This is a genomic window from Kitasatospora sp. NPDC087861 (genome assembly GCF_044742585.1).
In the GTDB taxonomy this organism is placed as follows: Bacteria; Actinomycetota; Actinomycetes; order Streptomycetales; family Streptomycetaceae; genus Kitasatospora.
Genome location: NZ_JBIUUS010000004.1, coordinates 447005 through 465326 on the forward strand (window position 1 = coordinate 447005; position 18322 = coordinate 465326).

The window sequence follows — 18322 nt, forward strand, 5'->3', positions numbered from 1 at the left end:
CCGGTAAGCGTTCGGCAACAATCAGGCGCCCGGACCGTGCCCACGCCCGCGCACCGTCGCTCCCCCGCCACCACGAGGCGCCCCCGACCGGCACACGGCAGTACGAGGCACGAGCCACGAGGCACCACCAGCCGGCACGCGGCAGTACGAGGCACGAACCACGAGCGCACCGGCCCCGGAGCGAACCCCGGGAACAATACGGTGGCGATCCGCCGGGGCCCCTGCTTGGATGCGCGCTGTGACTTCTGCCGATCATGCTCCCGACCACCCCCTGCTCGACGCGATCGAGCGCTACTACGACGCGGTGCCGCGCAGCGCCGCCCGCGTCGAGGACTTCGGCCCGCTGACCCTGTTCCTCCGCGAGGGCGCGGGCTGGCCCTACTACGCCCGCCCGACGCTCGACCACGACGGCACCGCCGCCACCGCCGAGGACGTCCTCCGGGTACTGGCCCGCCAGCGGGAGGTGGGCGCGCCGGAGGCCTTCGAGTGGGTGGCCGAACGGAACCCGGAGCTGCGCGCCGCGGTGGAGGCGGCCGGGCTGGCGGTGCACGAGCACCCGCTGCTGGTGCTGGGCCCGCAGGACGAGCCGGCCCCCGCGCCCGGGCTGCCGGAGCAGGTACGGGTGGAGGTCCTGGCCGTGGACGCGCCGGAGCTGGCGACGGCGGTCGCCGTTCCGCACGTGGCATTCGCCGACCCGGGCACCGACGTGGGCGCCGCCGGTGCGGCCGAACTGGCCGAGACCGCAGGCCGGTTGGCGGCGGATGGCACGGTGGAGCGGATCGCGCAACGGATCGTCGACGGCACCACCGTGCTGGCCGCCGCGCTGGCGGACGGTTCGGCGCTGTGCGCGGGCCAGCACAGCCCGGTGGGCGCGGTCACCGAGGTGGCCGGGGTCGGAACGCTGCCGACCGCGCGCCGGAGCGGGCTGGGCCTGGCGGTCACGGCGGCCCTGGTCGCACACGCGCGGGCGAACGGCGTGCGGACGGTGTTCCTGTCCGCCGCCGACGAGGACGTCGCCCGGATCTACCGCCGGGCGGGCTTCCGCCCGTTCGCGACGGCCCTGATCGCCGAGCCCGCCCCGGACCCGTCCGGCGCCTGACCAGGCCAGGACCCGTCCGGCGCCCGACCAGCCCAGGACCAGCCCGGCCGCCCGACCAGTCCAGGACCAGCCCGGCTCTGACCAGCCCCCGCCCGGGGCCCACACCGGGCGGAGCGGACAGGAACGGACGACGAGGACGACCCGCACCGCACGACGGCTCAGTCGTCGTCCTCGTCGTCCGCCCCGCTGACGCCCTCCCCTTCGGCCTCGTCCACCACCCAGGCCGCCAGCCGCTCGGCCACCCCGGAAACGCCGAGTCGCCCCTCCCGGATGGCCCGGGCGAGGCTGCGCACCTCCCGGGCGGTGGTCGCGACGGTGCAGCCGCTGGCGACGAGGTAGGCGTAGGCGACGGCGGTCGCGTAGAGCTCGTTGGTCTTCTCCAGGGCCGGCACCCGGATCAGCTGGTGCATCAGGGCGGCGGCGCGGTCCTGCGGTTCGGGGTAGACGGCGATGTCGAAGATCTCGGCCTGGTGTCGGGCGACGGCCGCGAGCAGCGATCCGTAGTCGATGACCTGCGGGTCACCGGGCGTGTACTGCTCGGCGGTCATGAGCAGCCACGAGAGGTCGACCTCCAGTTTCAACGGCGCACGTCCTGCAGGTCGCCCGGCTCCGCGAACTCGGCCAGGAAGGCCGTCTCGTACTCCTTCATGAACTGGGCGGCGGCGTCGACGAACGCCCGCCCCGCCTCGCCCATGTCCTGCTGGACCAGGCGCTCGATGTACTGGTTCATGCTGATCCCCTGCTGCTCCGCCCGTTCCCGGGCCATCTCAGCGGTCGTGGCGTCCACCCGGACGTTCAGCTGCTTCTTACCCATGAACCCCAAGCTAGCGCCGAAGTGCTAGCACAACAAGGGCGCGCAGACACCGGACAAGCGCTCGCCGGACGAACACGCACCTCCCACCACGCCCCCTCCCGACCAACGCGCCCCCGACCGGCAGGTCCCCGACCGCCATGTCCCCGGCCGATACGCCCGACCACCGTAGCCCCGACCGACGCCGGGCGGCCACGCCCGCGGCGAGGTGCCGCGACCGTGGCCGCCCGAGAGCCGCCCGAGGGCGGGGAGGACCGGTCAGAACTGGGTGCTGACCGTCACCCCGCTGAAGTCGGTGTTCGCGTAGAGGCTGATGTAGCGGTACCCGGCGGTCGGGTTGGCGACCGTGATGCTCTGCGTGCTGCCGGAGCTGGTGGAGGAGGCGGAGAAGGCGTTCGGCGAGGCCCAGGTGTCCGCGTTGTAGTACAGGTACGCGGTGCCGGTGCCGCCCGTGGTGGTGACCTTCAGGGTGCTGACGCCGGCCGGCAGGTAGACGTACAGGTAGTCGAGGTTGCCGGCGGTGGCGGAGAGGCTGGAGCGCGAGCAGTTCTGGCCGAGCGCGTCGGTGCGCGGGTCGGTGCAGGTCGGCAGGGTGGTGCCGCCGCCGGTGCCGGTGCCGGTGCCGGTGGTGACGGTGACCGAGGCCGGGGTGCTGGCGGTCTTGCCGGTGCTGTCGGTGACGGTCAGGGCGACGGTGTACGTGCCGGCGGCGGCGTAGCCGTGGGTCGGGTTCCGCTCGTCGGACGAGGTGCCGTCGCCGAAGGTCCAGTGCCGGGCGGTGATCTGGCCGGGGCCGGTCTGGACGGACGTGTCGGTCAGCGTGACGGTGGCGCCGTTGACGGACTGGTTGAACAGCGCGGTCGGGCCGGCCGCGTAACAGGCGCCGGCGGCGCAGCCGTTGAGCCAGGCGTCGAAGTCCGCGTCGTAGCCGGTACCGATGCCGTTGTAGACCGCGTAGCCGCCCTGGTAGTCACCGGTGCGGAAGTGGCCGAGCATGGCGGAGATGTCGGCCGGGTGCTTCTCGAACATGTACCGGACGGCGAGGTAGCCCCACGGGTAGGTGCGCACCGAGTCCGAGTTGTCGTACGAGTTCTGGAAGACGGTGCTGAGCTTGTAGGTGTGCTTGGCGGCCTCGGCCATCGCCTGGGTGTCGGTGGTGCCGCGGTAGGCGTAGGACTCGTACTCGGCGACGCCCTCGATCCACCAGATGTCGGGCACGGAGATCTCGGTGGAGAAGTTGCCCTTCATGTCGTAGATGCCGTCGAGGTAGTGCGTGTACTCGTGGTTGAGGTTCCACACGTTGGCGGTGAAGCCGTCGTTCCACGACTTCTGGTACATCACGCACACGGCGTGGTTGTTCGGGTCGGTCGGGTCCATGACGGTCTGGCCGCCGTTGTTGGTGGAGTTCCCGAAGATCGCCCAGGAGTAGTTCAGGTAGTCGGCCTGGTTGGCGAAGACCGCGAGGGTGAGGTTCTTGCCGTACTGGTTGACCGGGCCGTTGTCCTTCACCAGGTTGTGGAAGAAGGTGTCCTCGCCGCGCAGGCTGGCGCAGACGGCGGCGAGGTCGGCGGGCGACAGCGCCTCGGTCTGGATGGTGCGGTTGTCGCAGACCAGCTGGTTGGGCAGCACCGCCGCGGTCAGCTTGGCCGGCAGGTCACAGGTGCCGTAGTACGAGCACTGGCCGGGGTCGAAGGCGTTGGCCTGGTAGGCGGTGTGGACGTACAGCGGGCCGGTGGCGCCGGTGATCTGGGCGCCGTCGAGCACCGCCTTGACCTGCCCCTTGACCGCGGCCTCGACCGCGGGGCCGTCGCCCGCCATCCGGCCGAGGTCGTTGCCGGCGTTGACGTCGAGATAGGCGTTCGCGGTGCCGAGCAGGTCCTTGTGGTTGAGCGCGAAGGAACCCAGGGTGGTGCCGACGCTCGGGTCGGCGCCGACCGCGGCGACGAAGTCGGGGTTCCAGTTGCCCCGCCACAGCGGCGCGGACAGCACGGCGTTGACCGCCTTGAGCATCTTCGGGAACGCGTTGTACGAGTTGTTGTAGCTGTTCAGCACCTGCTTGTAGACGCCCAGGTAGCTGCCCTGCAGGTTGGCGCTGTCGGTCAGCACCAGCACCTCGTTCAGCACGGTGCCGTTGTTGTCCGTGACATCGGTCCAGTGCGCGCTCGCGAAGAAGGCGTCGAGTCCGGCCTTGGAGGCGCTGGTGAGCGCGGCATCGTACGGGCCGACCGCGCCCGCGTTGTTCGACTGGACGTAGTAGCCGGCCCGCAGGAAGAGCACGAGCTGCAGGATGCCGGTGGAGTTGTCCCCGGTGTAGTTCGCCGCCAGGCCCTGGTAGGCGTTGGCGACGGTGAGCATCTGGGATTCCTTGAAGATCCTGCCCGCGTCGGTGCCGGTGACGTTGAACAGGGTGTTGACGCAGTCCGGGGTCGAGCTTTCGAGGAAGGAGACCAGGTCGGCGCCGCTGCGCCCGCCGAAGTCGGCGGGGGTGCAGCTCGCCGCGGCGGCGCCGGCCGTACCGGCGGCGGCGCGGGCGGAGGCGGCGGGCTTGGCCGCGGGCGGTGTGTGCGGCTGGGCCGGGCGCGGCGCGGTCTGCACGGTGGTGCCGGCCGGCTGGCCCATCACGACCTGGCCCAGCAGGGCCGGCGGCAGCGGCTTGGCGACGGGGGCGGGGGCGGGGGCGGTGTCCTCGGAGGGGGTGGCCGTGAGGAAGGCCCCCAGTGGCTTCGGGACGGCCGAAGCGGCATCGGCGGACGCGGCATCGGCGGACGACCGGGCGCCGGCCGACGGCGGGGCGGCCGGCCCGGACGCGGCGAGCGCGGGGACCGGCAACAGGGTGGCGGCGGTGGCACAGCCGGCGACGACGCCGGCCATGAGCGTGGGGAGGGGTATGCGAAGGCGCACTGCTGGGTCCTTCTCCTGTGGGGGGAGGCGACTGGACGACTGCCGAGGCATGGGGGAAGTCGACGTGATCCTGTCACCGGGCGACCCCTCAGAACAATGTCACAGGTCATATGACATCAAGCGCGTCCGGCATAACACGGCCCCACCGGCACCGCAGCCGCCCGGCCGGTCGGTCAACCGGCCGACGCCGGACCCCGGCCGCCGGCCATCGCCCTACGGCCGGACCGGCCGGTACGTCCGCGCCGCCCAGGCCTGGAAGGTCGGCGAGCAGGCGATCAGGTCCCGGTACGCCGCGGCCGCCGCACCGAACAGCGTCTCCACCACCTCGCCGCTCACCCCCGCGGCCCGCCAGGCGAGCAGGTGGCGGACCCAGATCGGCGTCCCGGCGAGCGGTTTGACCACCACCTCGGCGAGCGGCCGGGTGGTCGCCTGCACGACGGAGATCCCGAGCCCGGCGGCGATCATCTCCTGCAACTCCAGCCGGCCGCCGAGGAATTCATGGACGGTCACCGGGGTGAAGCCCGCCGCGGCGCAGGCGCCGTAGAAGACGCCGTGCCAGCCGGCCCCGTCGTCGGGGGTGAGGAACCAGTCCTCCTCGGCCAGGTCCACCAGGGCGATCTCGGTGCGGTGGCGGAGCCGGTGGCCCGCCGGGAGCGCGACGAAGGCGGGCTCGGTGACGATGCCGCGGTGTGCGACGGACGGCGAGTGCCGCACCTCCCGGCCCGGATAGTCGACGGCCACGGCGGCGTCCGCGTCGCCCTGCTCCAGCAGGTCGACGATGTCCGAGGAGCGGTAGACGGAGGTCACCGTGAAGCGCTGGTCGGGCCGCTGGTGCCGGGCCCTGGTGACCAGCCCGGGCAGGATCGGCGAGATGGTCGCGGCCAGGCGCAGCTCCTGGACGGCCGACGCACCAGGGGCGGCCGGGCGGCGGCCGAGGCAGTCGGCACGGGTGAGGAGGTCGCGCGCGGCGGCCAGCACCTCGACCCCGAAGCAGGTCGGCGCGACGCCCGCGGCCGTGCGCTCGAACAGCGGCGCACCCAGGTGGCGCTCGATCCGGCGCAGCTGCGTACTGGTCGCCGGCTGCGAGGCGCCGAGCAGGACGGCGGCCCTGCCGACGCTCCCGGTGTCGGCGATGGCGCACAGCACGCGCAGGTGCCGCAGTTCCAGCTCCATGACCCTCCCCCTCACGCAAGGGCCGCACCGCTCCGGCCGACCGCTCCGGGCGGGAGGGTCGGCCCCGGCGGTGGCTGTGCAACAGCACACATGACATGTCGGCCGCTCACCTTCGCCCCGCGCGAATCGCCTCGTCAAGCCCCTTCCGGGGGCCGAACGGAGCTACCGGCAGCGGCCTTTACCCGGGCATTGCGTCCCCCTTGCCACCCCCTGACCCACGCACCGCCCCGCCGACCGCTCCACGCCGGACCCGCACCCGCCCGCTCGGCGCCGCACCACCGGAACGAGCGAGACTTGAAGAGTTCTTCACCTTCCGGGACTCTGAACTCTCGAGCTTTCCGGGGAGCGGCACCGACCGGTGGAGGCCGGCAATGACAGCCATGTTCGACCAGGAGCTGCGCGAGCAGCTCGCCCAGGCCCGCCGGGACCTCGCGGCGGCCCGGGCCGAAGGGGACGCCGACGGCGTCCAGGCGTACGAGGGCCGGATCGCCGGACTGCTCCGGCTCGCCGCCCAACACGGGATCGACCTTCCGCACAGCGCCGACGAGGAGGAGCACAACGAGCCCTGACCGTCCCACACCCGAACGACGAGGAGGCGGCACCCGCGTGGACGGGTGCCGCCTCCTCTTCCGTCGCTCTGCCGTCGCCGGTCGAAGCCGGTCAAGCCGGTCAGGGCCTGGCAAAGCCCGCCCGGGCCCCGGAGGGCCCCGAAGGCCCGCCGATCACTCCCCGATCGGCTCCAGGATCGCCACGCACTCGAAGTGGTGGGTCATCGGGAACAGGTCGAAGGCCCGCAGCGACACCGGCCGGTAGCCGCCCTCGCGGAAGAACGCCAGGTCCCGGGCGAGCGCCGCCGGGTCGCACGCGACGTACGCGATCCGGCGCGCCTCCAGGCCGACCAGGTGCGCGACGGTCTCGCGCCCGGCGCCCGAGCGCGGCGGGTCCAGCACGATCAGGTCGGTGGCGGTGATGCCGGTCCGGGGCAGCAGCGCCTCGACGCGGTCGCACTCGATCCGCACGTTGTCCAGCACGGCCAGGTTGTGCCGGGCGTCGGCCACGGCCTGCTTGGAGGACTCGATGCCGAGCACCGCGCCCTCCTCGCCGACCCGGTCGGCCAGCGCACCCGCGAACAGGCCGACGCCGCAGTACAGGTCGAGCGCGTTCTCGCCCCACTGCGGGTCCAGCCCGTCCAGGACGGCGTCGACCAGGGTGTCCGGCGCCTCGGGGTGGATCTGCCAGAAACCGCCGTTGCTGACTCGCCAGGTCCGCCCGGCCGCCCGCTCGCGCACGAAGCCGCGCCCGTGCACGCGGTGCACGTCGCCCTGCTCGTCCACCCGGGCGATCGACACCGGCTTGTCCAGCTCGACCAGCGGCAGCTGCGCGCCGGGGCGCGGGGTGAGCACCACCTGGCGGTCCGAGGAGCCGGTCGCGGCGATCACCTCGACCGAGGCGACGCCCGGCCAGTCGCGGCCCTCGATGCCCAGCTCGGTGACGCCCTCGGCGGCGATCAGGCAGCGGTCCACCGGCTGCACCTCGTGCGAGCGGTGCTTGCGCAGGCCGACCTTCCCGGTCTCCTGGTCCACGGCGTACTGCACGCGGGTGCGCCAGGCCGGCACCTGCCCGGGCGGCAGCTTGCCGCCGACCGGCTCGACGCTGCCGTCCCAGCCCGCCTCGGCCGGGGTGAGCCCGGCCAGCTTCGCCAGCTGCTCGGTCAGCACCTGCCCCTTGAGCTTGCGCTGCCCGCCCGGGGTGACGTGCTGCCAGTCGCAGCCGCCGCACTTGCCGGGCCCGGCGAACGGGCACGGCGGCGCGATCCGCTCCTTGGCGGGCTCCAGGATCTCCACCGCGTCGGCCCGCAGGAACCGGGAGGTGGAGGTGCCCTCGGTGACCAGCGCGACCACCTTCTCGCCGGGCAGCGCGTGCCGGACGAACAGCACCCGGCCCTCGTGCCGGGCCACGCAGTGCCCGCCGCCGTGCGCGACCGGGCCGACCTCGACCTCGTAGCGCTGCCCGGCCAGCGGGTCACCGGACGGCGTCTCGGGCCGCGCGGCCCGCGGCGCGGTGCGCAGCGCCTTCGGCGGCCGCACCGTCTGCTTGCGCGGCCCCTTCCCCGACGCGCCCTTGCCGGCCGCACTCTGCGCGGAGCCGCCCTTTCCGGAAGCCCCCTCGCCGGAAGCCCCCTTGCCGGACGTGCCCTTGCCGGACGCGCCCTTGGCCGCTCCGGCCTTGCCCGCCACGCCCTTGGCGGCGCCGCCCTTACCCGCCGCAGCGGCCTTGACCGCCGCCTTCCCGGCCGGCAGCGGCCCTTCCGTCCGCTCTCCCGGGGCGAGCGGCGCGGTGCGCGCGGTGAGGCCGTCGCGGTCGGTGGCCTCCGGGCGGGTCGGCCGGCCCCAACGCGGTCGGGCGGCCTGCCCGGGCTGGGTGCCGCCCCGACGGGCGCCCTTGCCGGAAGCGCCGGAGGAGCCCGAGGAGCGGGGCGGATTGTTGCGGGTCACTGGGAGGAGTCCTTGCTGCGGTCGGAGGTGGCACCGGTGCGCGCACCGGTGGAGGCGGAATCCTTCGACTGTACGGCCTTCGGCGCCCGCGGCTCGCCACGCCGGACGGCGCCCGGCGCCGACCAGGCCTTCTGCGGGCGGCGCCGCTCGGAGGACTCCAGCTGCCACGGCACCGAGGTGACCATCACCCCGGGCTTGAACAGCAGCCGCCCCTTGAGCCGCAGAGCGCTCTGGTTGTGCAGCAGGTGTTCGTACCAGTGGCCGACCACGTACTCGGGGATGTAGACCGACACCACGTCACGCGGGCTGCTGCGGCGCAGGTTCTTCACGTAGTCCAGGACGGGCCCGGTGATCTCGCGGAACGGCGAGTCCAGCACCTTGAGCGGCACCTCGATGCCGCGCTCGTCCCACTCCCGGCGCAGCGCCACCGTGTCGGCCGGGTCGACGTTGACGGTGACGGCCTCCAGGGTGTGGGCACGGGCGAGCTTCGCGTAGGCGAGCGCGCGCAGCGCCGGCTTGTGCAGCTTGGAGACCAGCACGATGGCGTGCACCCGGGTGGGCAGCACCACGTCGTCCGGCTCCTCGGCGGTGGTGAGCTCCTCGGAGACCCGGTCGTAGTGGCGGCGGATGCCCTTCATCATCACGAACAGCACGACCATCGCGGCGATCGCGATCCAGGCGTGGCTGATCTTGGTGACCAGGACGACGATCAGCACGGCCATGGTCATCACCAGGCCGAAGGTGTTGATCGCCCGGCTGCGCTGCATGTGGCGGCGCTTGGCCGGGTCGGTCTCGGTGCGCAGCAGCCGGGTCCAGTGCCGGATCATCCCGGACTGGCTCATGTTGAAGGAGACGAAGACGCCGACGATGTAGAGCTGGATCAGCCGGTTGGGGTCGGCGTCGAAGGCGATGACGAACAGGATCGCGGCGATCGCCAGCAGGATGATGCCGTTGGAGAAGGCCAGCCGGTCTCCGCGGGTGTGCAGCTGGCGCGGCAGGTAGCGGTCCTGGGCGAGGATCGAGCCGAGCACCGGGAAGCCGTTGAAGGCGGTGTTCGCGGCGAGCACCAGGATCAGGCCGGTGACGGCGGCGACGAAGTAGAAGCCGGGCGTGAAGTTGGCGAAGACGGCTTCGCTGATCTGGGCCAGCGCGGTCTTCTGGTGGTAGCCGGGCGAGGCGCCGACGAGCTGCTCGGTCGGGTTCTCGGCCATCTGGACGCCGGTGAGGCGGGCCAGCCAGATGATGCCCATGAACATCACCACGGCGATGCTGGCCATCATCAGCAGCGTGGTGGCGGCGTTCTTGCTCTTCGGCTTGCGGAAGGCCGGCACGCCGTTGGAGATCGCCTCCACGCCGGTGAGCGCGGCGCAGCCGGAGGAGAACGACTTGAGCAGCAGGAACACCATGGCGAATCCGGCCACCGATTCGTTGCCGGGGGTGGCCGCGAGGTGGAAGCCGGAGCTCTCGGCGGGCATGTCCTGGCCGAGCAGGAAGTGCCGGACGAAGCCGTAGCCGACCATGCCGACGACGCCGATCATGAAGGCGTAGGTCGGGACGGCGAAGGCGGTGCCGGACTCGCGGACGCCGCGCAGGTTCATGCCCATCAGCACCACGACCACGATCACCGACAGGGTCAGCTCGTGGCCGCGCAGCGCGGGGACGGCGGAGACGACGTTGGCGACGCCCGAGGTGGTCGAGACGGCCACGGTGAGCACGTAGTCGACCATCAGGGCGCTGGCGACGACGAGGCCCGCGTTGGGCCCGTGGTTGACGGTGGCGACCTCGTAGTCACCGCCGCCGCTCGGGTAGGCGTGCACGTTCTGCCGGTACGAGGCGACCACGGCGAGCATCACGATGGCGACGACGAGGCCGATCTGCCACGAGAAGTGGATCGCCGAGGCGCCCGCCACGGAGAGCGTCAGCAGGATCTCCTCGGGGGCGTACGCGACCGAGGAGAGCGCGTCCGAGGCGAAGACGGGCAGCGCGATCCGCTTGGGCAGGAGCGTTTCGCCCAGTTTGTCGCTGCGCAGAGCGCGCCCGATCAGGATGCGTTTCGGTAGGTCAGTCGGCATAGGCACGTTAAGGAATCGTAGGGGCTTCCCGGGCCGGGCTCCGCCTTTTGTCCCCCCCTTCGTCGCGACTGCGTTCTATGGACCGGCTAGCGTGTCGGATACGAGTCGGCGGGCAACACTCAGGTTGTGAGTCGGCGCCGCACGAGAACGCTCGCCCAGGGAAGCCGGGCGGGAAAGGGAGATGAACGGTGTTTGCGCAGGTCAAGAACCCTACGGGACGGGTGAGGTAGCGCCGGTGCACATCGTCATCATGGGCTGCGGCCGCGTGGGCTCGGCCCTCGCCAGAGCCCTGGAGAAACAGGGCCACTCGGTGGCCGTGGTCGACCAGGACCCGACCGCGTTCCGTCGGCTGGGCGCCGGGTTCAACGGGCGCCGCGTGACCGGGGTCGGCTTCGACCAGGACACCCTGCGCGAGGCGGGCATCGAGGAGGCCGGCGCGTTCGCCGCGGTCTCCAGCGGTGACAACTCCAACATCATCGCCGCGCGGGTGGCCCGGGAGAACTTCGGCGTGGAGAACGTCGCGGCCCGGATCTACGACCCCCGCCGCGCCGAGGTCTACCAGCGCCTGGGCATCCCGACCGTGGCGACGGTCCGCTGGACCGCCGACCAGATGCTGCGCCGGCTGCTGCCGAGCGGCGCCGAACCGCTGTGGCAGGACCCGAGCGGCGGCGTCCAGCTGGCCGAGGTCGCCTACGCCCCGGGCTGGGTCGGCCGGCGCATCAGCCTGCTGGAGGAGGCCTCCGGCGCCCGGGTGGCGTTCGTCACCCGGCTCGGCGAGGGCGTGCTGCCCTCGCCCCAGATGGTGGTGCAGGAAGGCGACCTGGTGCACGTGATGCTGCGCCGGACCGACCTGACGACGGTCGAGGCCGCGTTCGCGCAGGGGCCGAAGGAGGAGGGTCACTGATGCGGGTCGCCATTGCCGGGGCCGGTGCCGTGGGTCGCTCGATCGCGGGCGAGCTGCTGGAGAACGGGCACGAGGTCCTGCTGATAGACAAGAACCCCAACTCCATCTCGGTGGAGCGGGTGCCGATGGCGGAGTGGCTGCTGGCCGACGCCTGCGAGATCACCTCGCTGGACGAGGCCGCACTGCAGCGCTGTCACGTGGTGATCGCCGCGACCGGCGACGACAAGGTGAACCTGGTCGTCTCGCTGCTCGCCAAGACCGAGTACGCGGTGCCGCGGGTGGTCGCGCGGGTGAACAACCCGAAGAACGAGTGGCTCTTCAACGAGTCCTGGGGCGTGGACGTGGCCGTGTCCACGCCGCGTCTGATGTCCGCCCTGGTCGAGGAGGCGGTCAGCGTCGGCGACCTGGTCCGCCTGATGCGCTTCAGCCAGGGCAACGCCAACCTGGTCGAGCTGACCCTGGCCGCCGACACCGAGCTGGTCGGCACCCGGGTGGGCGACGTGGCCTGGCCGCAGGACACCGCGCTGGTGACCATCATCCGCGAGGGCCGGGTGCTGGTGCCGGGCAAGGACGACACCCTGGAGGGCGGCGACGAGCTGCTCTTCGTGGCCGCGCAGGAGCGCGAGGAGGAGCTGGAGGACCTGCTGTCGGCCTCCTCCGGCGCCCAGTAGCACCGCCGGCGCGAGCCGGACACGGGCGAGGGCCCGCACCCCTGGCGGGTGCGGGCCCTCGCCCGTCGCGTGCGGGCCGGCTACCGGGCCGGCTCCTCCTCGTCGAGCTGCGCCTTGATCGGCGGCGGCGCCTTCAGCAGGATCTGCCAGGTGACGTACATCGCCAGCAGCATCGGCGGGATACCGAGGGCGACCTTCAGCCAGCCGAGCAGGTTGACGTTGTGGGTGAAGTACAGCGGGAAGAGGATCACCGGCTTGAGGCCCATGATCACCACCCAGGCCCAGGTCGCCTTGGTGTAGGCGGCGAACCGGCCCGGGTTCTCCTTGCGCCAGGTGAACATCTCGCCGGTGACCGGGCCGAGCATCACGCCGATCATCGGCCAGCGCACCAGGGCGGAGATCGCCAGGGCGACGGAGTAGCCGACGTTCCACAGCAGGCCGGGCAGGTAGAAGTCCTCGGCGCGGCCGCTCTTCATCGAGATCCAGGCGCCGAGGACGACGCCGAACACCCCGCTGAAGGCGTGCTGGACGGTCTCTCGCCGGGCCAGCCGGGCCACCACGAACACCGCGCACAGGCCCAGCGCCGCCCAGGCGGAGGCGCTGACCTGGTGGGTGATGTTGTAGGTGACGATGAAGACCAGGCCGGGCAACGTCATGTCGATCATGCCGCGCACGCCGCCGAAGGCCTGCAGGATGGTGTCGGCGGCCTCCTTGGAAGCGGCCGCCTTCCGGGCGGCCTCGTCGGCGGCCGACTCGGCGCCGTGCGGGGCGGTCGCCGCCTGGTGGTTCTCGACCAGGTCGAGCTGGGCGGCGGACTCGCCGCCGGGCTGGTTGCTCACGCTCATTCGCTCCCGTGTCCGACCGGACGCAGCTCATACCGGGGGTTGAACAGCACGCGGCGCCCGCGTGCGTGGCTGATCCGGCCGCTGGCGACGAGCCGGCGGCCCGGCTCTATGCCCGCGATCGAGCGGCGGCCGAGCCAGACCACGTCCAGCGCCTCGGTGCCGTCGAAGAGTTCGGCCTCCAGGGCCGGCACCCCGGCCCGCGGGCGGAGCGTCACCGTGCGCAGCGTGCCCGCGACGGTGACCAGCTCGCGGTCCGCGCAGCCGGCGATCGGCGTGCAGCCCGACTCCGCCGCGCTCTCCTGGCGCAGCTCCTCGGCCTGCAGCTCCTCGGCCGAGGAGGTCAGCCGACTGAGCATGCGGCGAAAGCGCCCCTGCGGCTGGTCGCTGCTGTTGTCACCACTCATGCCGGAAGGGTACCGGTTCCCACGCCCCCGGCGGCAGGCCGTGCGGCCGCCGGGGGCGTCCCCGGTCAGCTCTCGAAGCGGTAGCCCATGCCCGGTTCGGTGATGAAGTGACGCGGGTGCGAGGGGTCGCGCTCCAGCTTGCGGCGCAGCTGGGCGAGGTAGACCCGCAGGTAGTTGGTCTCGGTGCGGTAGGCGGGGCCCCACACCTCCTGGAGCAGCTGGGTCTGGCTGACCAGCCGGCCGGCGTTGCGGACCAGCACCTCCAGCAGGTGCCATTCGGTCGGGGTGAGGCGGACGTCGGTGCCGTCCCGGTTGACCTTCTTGGCGGCGAGGTCGACGGTGAAGCTCTCGGTGACGACCAGCGAGTCGTCCTCGCCGGCGACCGGCTCGGCGCGGCGCACGGCGGCGCGCATCCGGGCGAGCAGCTCGTCCATGCCGAACGGCTTGGTGACGTAGTCGTCGGCGCCGGCGTCCAGGGCCTCGACCTTCTCGTCCGAGGCGTGCCGGGCCGACAGCACGATGATCGGCACCCGGGTCCAGCCGCGCAGGCCCCGGATCACCTCGACGCCGTCCATGTCGGGCAGGCCCAGGTCGAGGACGACGACGTCCGGATGGCGGGCCGCGGCCAGTTCCAGGGCGCTCGCGCCGTCATGGGCCGCGTCGACCTCGTACTTGCGGGCCTTGAGGTTGATCACCAGCGCGCGGACGATCTGCGGTTCGTCGTCCACGACGAGGACCCGGGTCATTTACGGGCTCCGCCTTTCAGGGCTGTCGGACTTGCGGACTGTGGGACTTGCGGACTGCGGGACTTGCGGACTGCGGGACTTGATGAACGTACGACTTGCGGAACCGGGGAACCGCGGGCCGCAACGGCGCGCCACCGGCTGTCATGTGATCAGCCGGGACAGCGGCTCGTTGCCGTCGCCGGGTGCCTCCCCCGGTTCGGGCGGCCGCGCGGCGGCGGGCAGGCTGACGACCATGGTGAGGCCGCCGCCCGGGGTGTCCTCGGCCGTGACGGTACCGTCCATCGCCTCGACGAAGCCGCGCGCCACCGCGAGCCCGAGGCCCACCCCGGCGCCGCGCGGCGCGTCCCCGTAGCGCTGGAACGGCGCGAAGATGCGTTCCTTGGCGTCCTCGGGCACGCCCGGGCCGCGGTCGACGATCCGCAGCTCGACCCGCCCCGGCCCGCCCGGCTGGCGCAGCGCGTCGGCCTTGACCAGCACCTTGACGCCGTCCGGGCTGTACTTCACGGCGTTCTCGACCAGGTTGGCCAGCGAGCGCTCCAGCAGGCCGCCGTCGGCCCGGATCATCGGCAGCGTCTCCGGGACGTCGAGGCGCACCGAATCGAGCGGCACCCCGCCGAGGGCGAACGGCACCACCTCGTCCAGGTCGGTCTCCTGGATCAGCGGGGTGACGGTGCCGGTCTGCAGCCGGCTCATGTCCAGCAGGTTGTTGATCAGATGGTCGAGCCGGTCGGCCCCGGCCTCGATGCCGGCCAGCAGCTCCGCCTCGTCCTCCGGCGCCCACTCGACGTCGGCCGCCCGCAGCGAGCTGACGGACGCCTTGATGCCCGCCAGCGGGGTGCGCAGGTCGTGCGAGACGGCCGCCAGCAGGGCGGTGCGGATCCGGTTGCCCTCCGCCTCCCGCCGGGCCGCGGCGGCCTCCCGGGCCAGCCGGCGGCGCTCCAGCACCACGGCGGCCTGCGCGGCGAACGCCCCGAGCAGGCGCCGGTCCGCCCCCGGCAGCACCCGGCCGCGCAGCACCAGCGCCAGGCTGTCGCCGACCGGGACGTCCACGTCGGCCTGCTCCGGCCGCTCCGGCGGGCGCGGCCCGGCGGTGGCGACCGGCACCCAGGCGCCGAGCGGCTCCGGGCGCTCCAGCAGCGCGGCGCTCTCCTGCCCGAAGGTCTCGCGGACCTGCTCCATCAGCGCGGTCAGCACCCCGTCCCCGTTCGGCGCGCCCCGCAGCACGGTGCCGGCCAGCGCACTGAGCGTCTGCGCCTCCGTCTGGCTGCGCGCCGCCTGGTGGGTGCGCCGGGCGGCCAGGTCCACCACGGAGGCGACCGAGATGCCGACCACGGTGAATATCGCCACCGCCATGATGTTCTGCGGCTCGTTGATGGTGAAGGTGTGGAGCGGCGGCGTGAAGTAGTAGTTCAGCACCGAGGAGGCGACCAGCGCCGACCCGATCGCCGGCAGCAGCCCGCCGACCAGCGCGGCGCACACCGTCAACGACAGGAACAGCAGCATGTCGGTGGACAGGCCCAGCCCGCCGATCGCGGTCAGCACCACGGCCAGCACCGGCGGGCCGGCCAGCCCGATCAGCCAGCCCGCGATGGTGCGGGGGCGGCCCAGGTCGGTGATCCGGCGCACCGGCACCCGGCCGCGGCCGTGCCCGGCGTGCTCGTGGGTGACCATGTGGACGTCGATGTCGCCGGCCTCGCGGGTCACCGTGGTGCCGACGCCCGGCCCGTAGAGGTACTGCCAGGCCGGCCGGCGGCTGGTGCCCAGCACGATCTGGGTCGCGTTCACGCCCCGGGCGAAGTCCAGCAGCCCGGCGGCCGGATCGTCACCGAGGACGGCGTGGAAGGTGCCGCCGAGGCTCTCCACCAGGACGCGCTGCTCGATCAGCGTCTGCGGCGAGCCGGAGCCCGAGAGCCCGTCCGAGCGGGAGATGTGGACGGCGAGGAGTTCACCGCCGGAGACGCGGGCCGCGATCCGGGCCGCCCGGCGGATCAGTGTCGCCCCCTCGGGGCCGCCGGTCAGGCCCACCACGATCCGTTCCCGGGCCTGCCAGGTGCGCTCGATGCCCTGCTCGGCCCGGTACTTCTGCAGGTACTCGTCCACCCGGTCGGCGGTCCACAGCAGCGCCAGCTCGCGCAGCGCGGTCAGGTTGCCCGGGCGGAAGTAGTTGGCCAGGGCCGCGTCTATCTTCTCCGGCGCGTACACGTTGCCGTGCGCCAGCCGCCGCCGCAGCGCCTGCGGGGACATGTCGACCAGCTCGATCTGGTCGGCCCGGCGCACCACCTCGTCCGGGACGGTCTCGCGCTGGCGCACTCCGGTGATGCCCTCGACGGCGTCGCCGAGCGACTCCAGGTGCTGGATGTTGACGGTGGAGATCACGTCGATCCCGGCCGCCAGCAGCTCCTCGACGTCCTGCCAGCGCTTGGCGTTGCGGCAGCCGGGGATGTTGGTGTGCGGCAGCTCGTCCACCAGCGCCACCTGCGGGCGGCGGGCGAGGACGGCGTCCACGTCCATCTCGGTGAACTCGGCCCCGCGGTGTACCAGGAGCCGGCGAGGCACGACCTCCAGCCCCTCGACGAGCTCCGCCGTGTTCCGCCGGCCGTGGTCCTCCACGAACGCCACCACGACGTCCGTGCCACGCTGCTGCCGCCGGTGCGCCTCGGCGAGCATGGCGTACGTCTTGCCGACCCCGGGGGCCGCCCCAAGGTAGATGCGCAGCCTGCCTCGTCCCATGAGCACCATTCTTGATCCGGCTCTGCCCGGGGGCCACCCCCGGACACCTGTTCCCCTTCCCTTCGAGACTACGGCGTGAGCGGCGATTTTCCGCTGATCAGTGCACTGATCAGGCGCTTTTAGCGACATATTGACGGCGCCCGCCCCCTCGGCCGGGCCGGCCCGGAAGCCTTCCGCCCTGTCTCCGGGAAATGCAAAAAGACCCCCTCCCGGACGGGAGGGGGTCTTTTTGGAATGATTGTTCGGCGGCGTCCTACTCTCCCACAGGGTCCCCCCTGCAGTACCATCGGCGCTGTAAGGCTTAGCTTCCGGGTTCGGAATGTAACCGGGCGTTTCCCTCACGCTATGACCACCGAAACACTATGAAACTGTCAACCGCACCAACCCATAACCAAACGGGTTGGGGTCGTTGTTTCAGAACAACACAGTGGACGCGAGCAACTGAGGACAAGCCCTCGGCCTATTAGTACCGGTCAACTCCACCCCTCACAGGGCTTCCATATCCGGCCTATCAACCCAGTCGTCTACTGGGAGCCTTACCCTCTCAAGGAGGTGGGAGTGCTCATCTCGAAGCAGGCTTCCCGCTTAGATGCTTTCAGCGGTTATCCCTCCCGAACGTAGCCAACCAGCCATGCCCTTGGCAGGACAACTGGCACACCAGAGGTTCGTCCGTCCCGGTCCTCTCGTACTAGGGACAGCCCTTCTCAACACTCCTACGCGCACAGCGGATAGGGACCGAACTGTCTCACGACGTTCTAAACCCAGCTCGCGTACCGCTTTAATGGGCGAACAGCCCAACCCTTGGGACCTACTCCAGCCCCAGGATGCGACGAGCCGACATCGAGGTGCCAAACCATCCCGTCGATATGGACTCTTGGGGAAGATCAGCCTGTTATCCCCGGGGTACCTTTTATCCGTTGAGCGACGGCGCTTCCACAAGCCACCGCCGGATCACTAGTCCCTACTTTCGTACCTGCTCGACCCGTCAGTCTCACAGTCAAGCTCCCTTGTGCACTTACACTCAACACCTGATTGCCAACCAGGCTGAGGGAACCTTTGGGCGCCTCCGTTACCCTTTAGGAGGCAACCGCCCCAGTTAAACTACCCACCAGACACTGTCCCTGATCCGGATCACGGACCCAGGTTAGACATCCAGCACGACCAGAGTGGTATTTCAACGACGACTCCACCATGACTGGCGTCACGGCTTCAAAGTCTCCCACCTATCCTACACAAGCCGAACCGAACACCAATATCAAGCTATAGTAAAGGTCCCGGGGTCTTTCCGTCCTGCTGCGCGAAACGAGCATCTTTACTCGTAATGCAATTTCACCGGGCCTATGGTTGAGACAGTCGAGAAGTCGTTACGCCATTCGTGCAGGTCGGAACTTACCCGACAAGGAATTTCGCTACCTTAGGATGGTTATAGTTACCACCGCCGTTTACTGGCGCTTAAGTTCTCAGCTTCGCC

The 18322-nt window shown here is 71.6% G+C and carries 14 protein-coding genes and 2 rRNA genes; 4 read left to right on the top strand and 12 right to left on the bottom strand.

The genetic code is table 11. The features are described from left to right. Positions 1 to 229: 229 nt before the first annotated feature. Positions 230 to 1099, top strand: a complete 870-nt coding sequence (locus ACIOJE_RS09370; RefSeq protein WP_400774599.1) for a GNAT family N-acetyltransferase — start codon at positions 230 to 232, stop codon at positions 1097 to 1099. A 158-nt stretch (positions 1100 to 1257) separates the two neighbouring features. On the opposite strand, the gene ACIOJE_RS09375 is transcribed toward ACIOJE_RS09370, so the two are convergent. From ACIOJE_RS09375 to ACIOJE_RS09390, 4 genes are all read right to left on the bottom strand, one after another. Further along, a complete protein-coding gene (locus ACIOJE_RS09375) occupies positions 1258 to 1680 on the bottom strand; it encodes a fic family toxin-antitoxin system, toxin component (RefSeq protein WP_280677196.1) in 423 nt (140 codons plus the stop codon). Next, positions 1677 to 1913 (bottom strand): toxin-antitoxin system HicB family antitoxin, encoded by a 237-nt coding sequence (locus tag ACIOJE_RS09380; protein WP_280677198.1) that lies wholly within the window; start codon positions 1911 to 1913, stop codon positions 1677 to 1679. The genes ACIOJE_RS09375 and ACIOJE_RS09380 overlap by 4 nt, the downstream gene beginning before the upstream one ends. Before the next feature lie 255 nt (positions 1914 to 2168). Then, entirely contained in the window at positions 2169 to 4811 is a 2643-nt protein-coding gene (locus ACIOJE_RS09385) for a collagenase (RefSeq protein WP_400774602.1), read from the bottom strand. A gap of 213 nt (positions 4812 to 5024) precedes the next feature. Beyond that, on the bottom strand, positions 5025 to 5984 hold the full coding sequence (locus ACIOJE_RS09390) for a LysR family transcriptional regulator (protein ID WP_280677202.1): 960 nt from the start codon (positions 5982 to 5984) through the stop codon (positions 5025 to 5027). A 371-nt stretch (positions 5985 to 6355) separates the two neighbouring features. Between ACIOJE_RS09390 and ACIOJE_RS09395 the strand changes: the two genes are divergently transcribed. Next, a complete protein-coding gene (locus tag ACIOJE_RS09395) occupies positions 6356 to 6553 on the top strand; it encodes a hypothetical protein (RefSeq protein WP_218206900.1) in 198 nt (65 codons plus the stop codon). Between the two features lie 153 nt (positions 6554 to 6706). Here the strand turns inward: ACIOJE_RS09395 and ACIOJE_RS09400 are convergent, their stop codons facing one another. Both ACIOJE_RS09400 and ACIOJE_RS09405 read right to left on the bottom strand, forming a co-directional pair. After that, on the bottom strand, positions 6707 to 8053 hold the full coding sequence (locus ACIOJE_RS09400) for a class I SAM-dependent RNA methyltransferase (RefSeq protein ID WP_280677248.1): 1347 nt from the start codon (positions 8051 to 8053) through the stop codon (positions 6707 to 6709). A gap of 422 nt (positions 8054 to 8475) precedes the next feature. Beyond that, a complete protein-coding gene (locus ACIOJE_RS09405) occupies positions 8476 to 10557 on the bottom strand; it encodes an APC family permease (protein WP_280677206.1) in 2082 nt (693 codons plus the stop codon). 229 nt (positions 10558 to 10786) lie between these two features. On the opposite strand from ACIOJE_RS09405, the gene ACIOJE_RS09410 reads away from it, so the two are divergent. Both ACIOJE_RS09410 and ACIOJE_RS09415 read left to right on the top strand, forming a co-directional pair. Beyond that, positions 10787 to 11455 carry a potassium channel family protein gene (locus tag ACIOJE_RS09410; protein WP_400774606.1) on the top strand — a complete coding sequence of 223 codons (669 nt, stop codon included), beginning with the start codon at positions 10787 to 10789 and terminating at the stop codon, positions 11453 to 11455. Then, positions 11455 to 12126, top strand: coding sequence for a TrkA family potassium uptake protein (locus ACIOJE_RS09415; RefSeq protein WP_063347598.1), 672 nt, complete (start codon positions 11455 to 11457; stop codon positions 12124 to 12126). The genes ACIOJE_RS09410 and ACIOJE_RS09415 overlap by 1 nt, the downstream gene beginning before the upstream one ends. Before the next feature lie 80 nt (positions 12127 to 12206). Here ACIOJE_RS09415 and ACIOJE_RS09420 read toward each other — a convergent pair whose 3' ends face one another. The 6 genes from ACIOJE_RS09420 to ACIOJE_RS09445 all read right to left on the bottom strand — a co-directional run. Beyond that, a complete protein-coding gene (locus ACIOJE_RS09420) occupies positions 12207 to 12965 on the bottom strand; it encodes a DUF3159 domain-containing protein (RefSeq protein WP_280677209.1) in 759 nt (252 codons plus the stop codon). Between the two features lie 2 nt (positions 12966 to 12967). Further along, positions 12968 to 13375, bottom strand: coding sequence for an OB-fold nucleic acid binding domain-containing protein (locus ACIOJE_RS09425; RefSeq protein WP_063347599.1), 408 nt, complete (start codon positions 13373 to 13375; stop codon positions 12968 to 12970). A 65-nt stretch (positions 13376 to 13440) separates the two neighbouring features. After that, positions 13441 to 14121: a response regulator gene (locus tag ACIOJE_RS09430; RefSeq protein WP_033351413.1), complete on the bottom strand. Its 681-nt coding sequence runs from the start codon at positions 14119 to 14121 to the stop codon at positions 13441 to 13443. 141 nt (positions 14122 to 14262) lie between these two features. Then, a complete protein-coding gene (locus tag ACIOJE_RS09435; RefSeq protein ID WP_280677212.1) occupies positions 14263 to 16851 on the bottom strand; it encodes a sensor histidine kinase KdpD in 2589 nt (862 codons plus the stop codon). Between the two features lie 240 nt (positions 16852 to 17091). Then, a 5S ribosomal RNA gene (rrf, locus tag ACIOJE_RS09440) occupies positions 17092 to 17208 on the bottom strand. An 86-nt stretch (positions 17209 to 17294) separates the two neighbouring features. Then, positions 17295 to 18322: ribosomal RNA gene (locus tag ACIOJE_RS09445) — 23S ribosomal RNA — on the bottom strand; the annotation flags it as partial.

Excerpts from the sequence above, each read along its gene's own strand:
- ACIOJE_RS09415 (WP_063347598.1), top strand. The coding sequence starts at position 11,455 with ATGCGGGTCGCCATTGCCGGGGCCGGTGCCGTGGGTCGCTCGATCGCG.
- ACIOJE_RS09380 (WP_280677198.1), bottom strand. The coding sequence starts at position 1,913 with ATGGGTAAGAAGCAGCTGAACGTCCGGGTGGACGCCACGACCGCTGAG.
- ACIOJE_RS09430 (WP_033351413.1), bottom strand. The coding sequence starts at position 14,121 with ATGACCCGGGTCCTCGTCGTGGACGACGAACCGCAGATCGTCCGCGCG.
- ACIOJE_RS09370 (WP_400774599.1), top strand. The coding sequence starts at position 230 with ATGCGCGCTGTGACTTCTGCCGATCATGCTCCCGACCACCCCCTGCTC.
- ACIOJE_RS09390 (WP_280677202.1), bottom strand. The coding sequence starts at position 5,984 with ATGGAGCTGGAACTGCGGCACCTGCGCGTGCTGTGCGCCATCGCCGAC.
- ACIOJE_RS09425 (WP_063347599.1), bottom strand. The coding sequence starts at position 13,375 with ATGAGTGGTGACAACAGCAGCGACCAGCCGCAGGGGCGCTTTCGCCGC.
- ACIOJE_RS09435 (WP_280677212.1), bottom strand. The coding sequence starts at position 16,851 with ATGGGACGAGGCAGGCTGCGCATCTACCTTGGGGCGGCCCCCGGGGTC.
- ACIOJE_RS09395 (WP_218206900.1), top strand. The coding sequence starts at position 6,356 with ATGACAGCCATGTTCGACCAGGAGCTGCGCGAGCAGCTCGCCCAGGCC.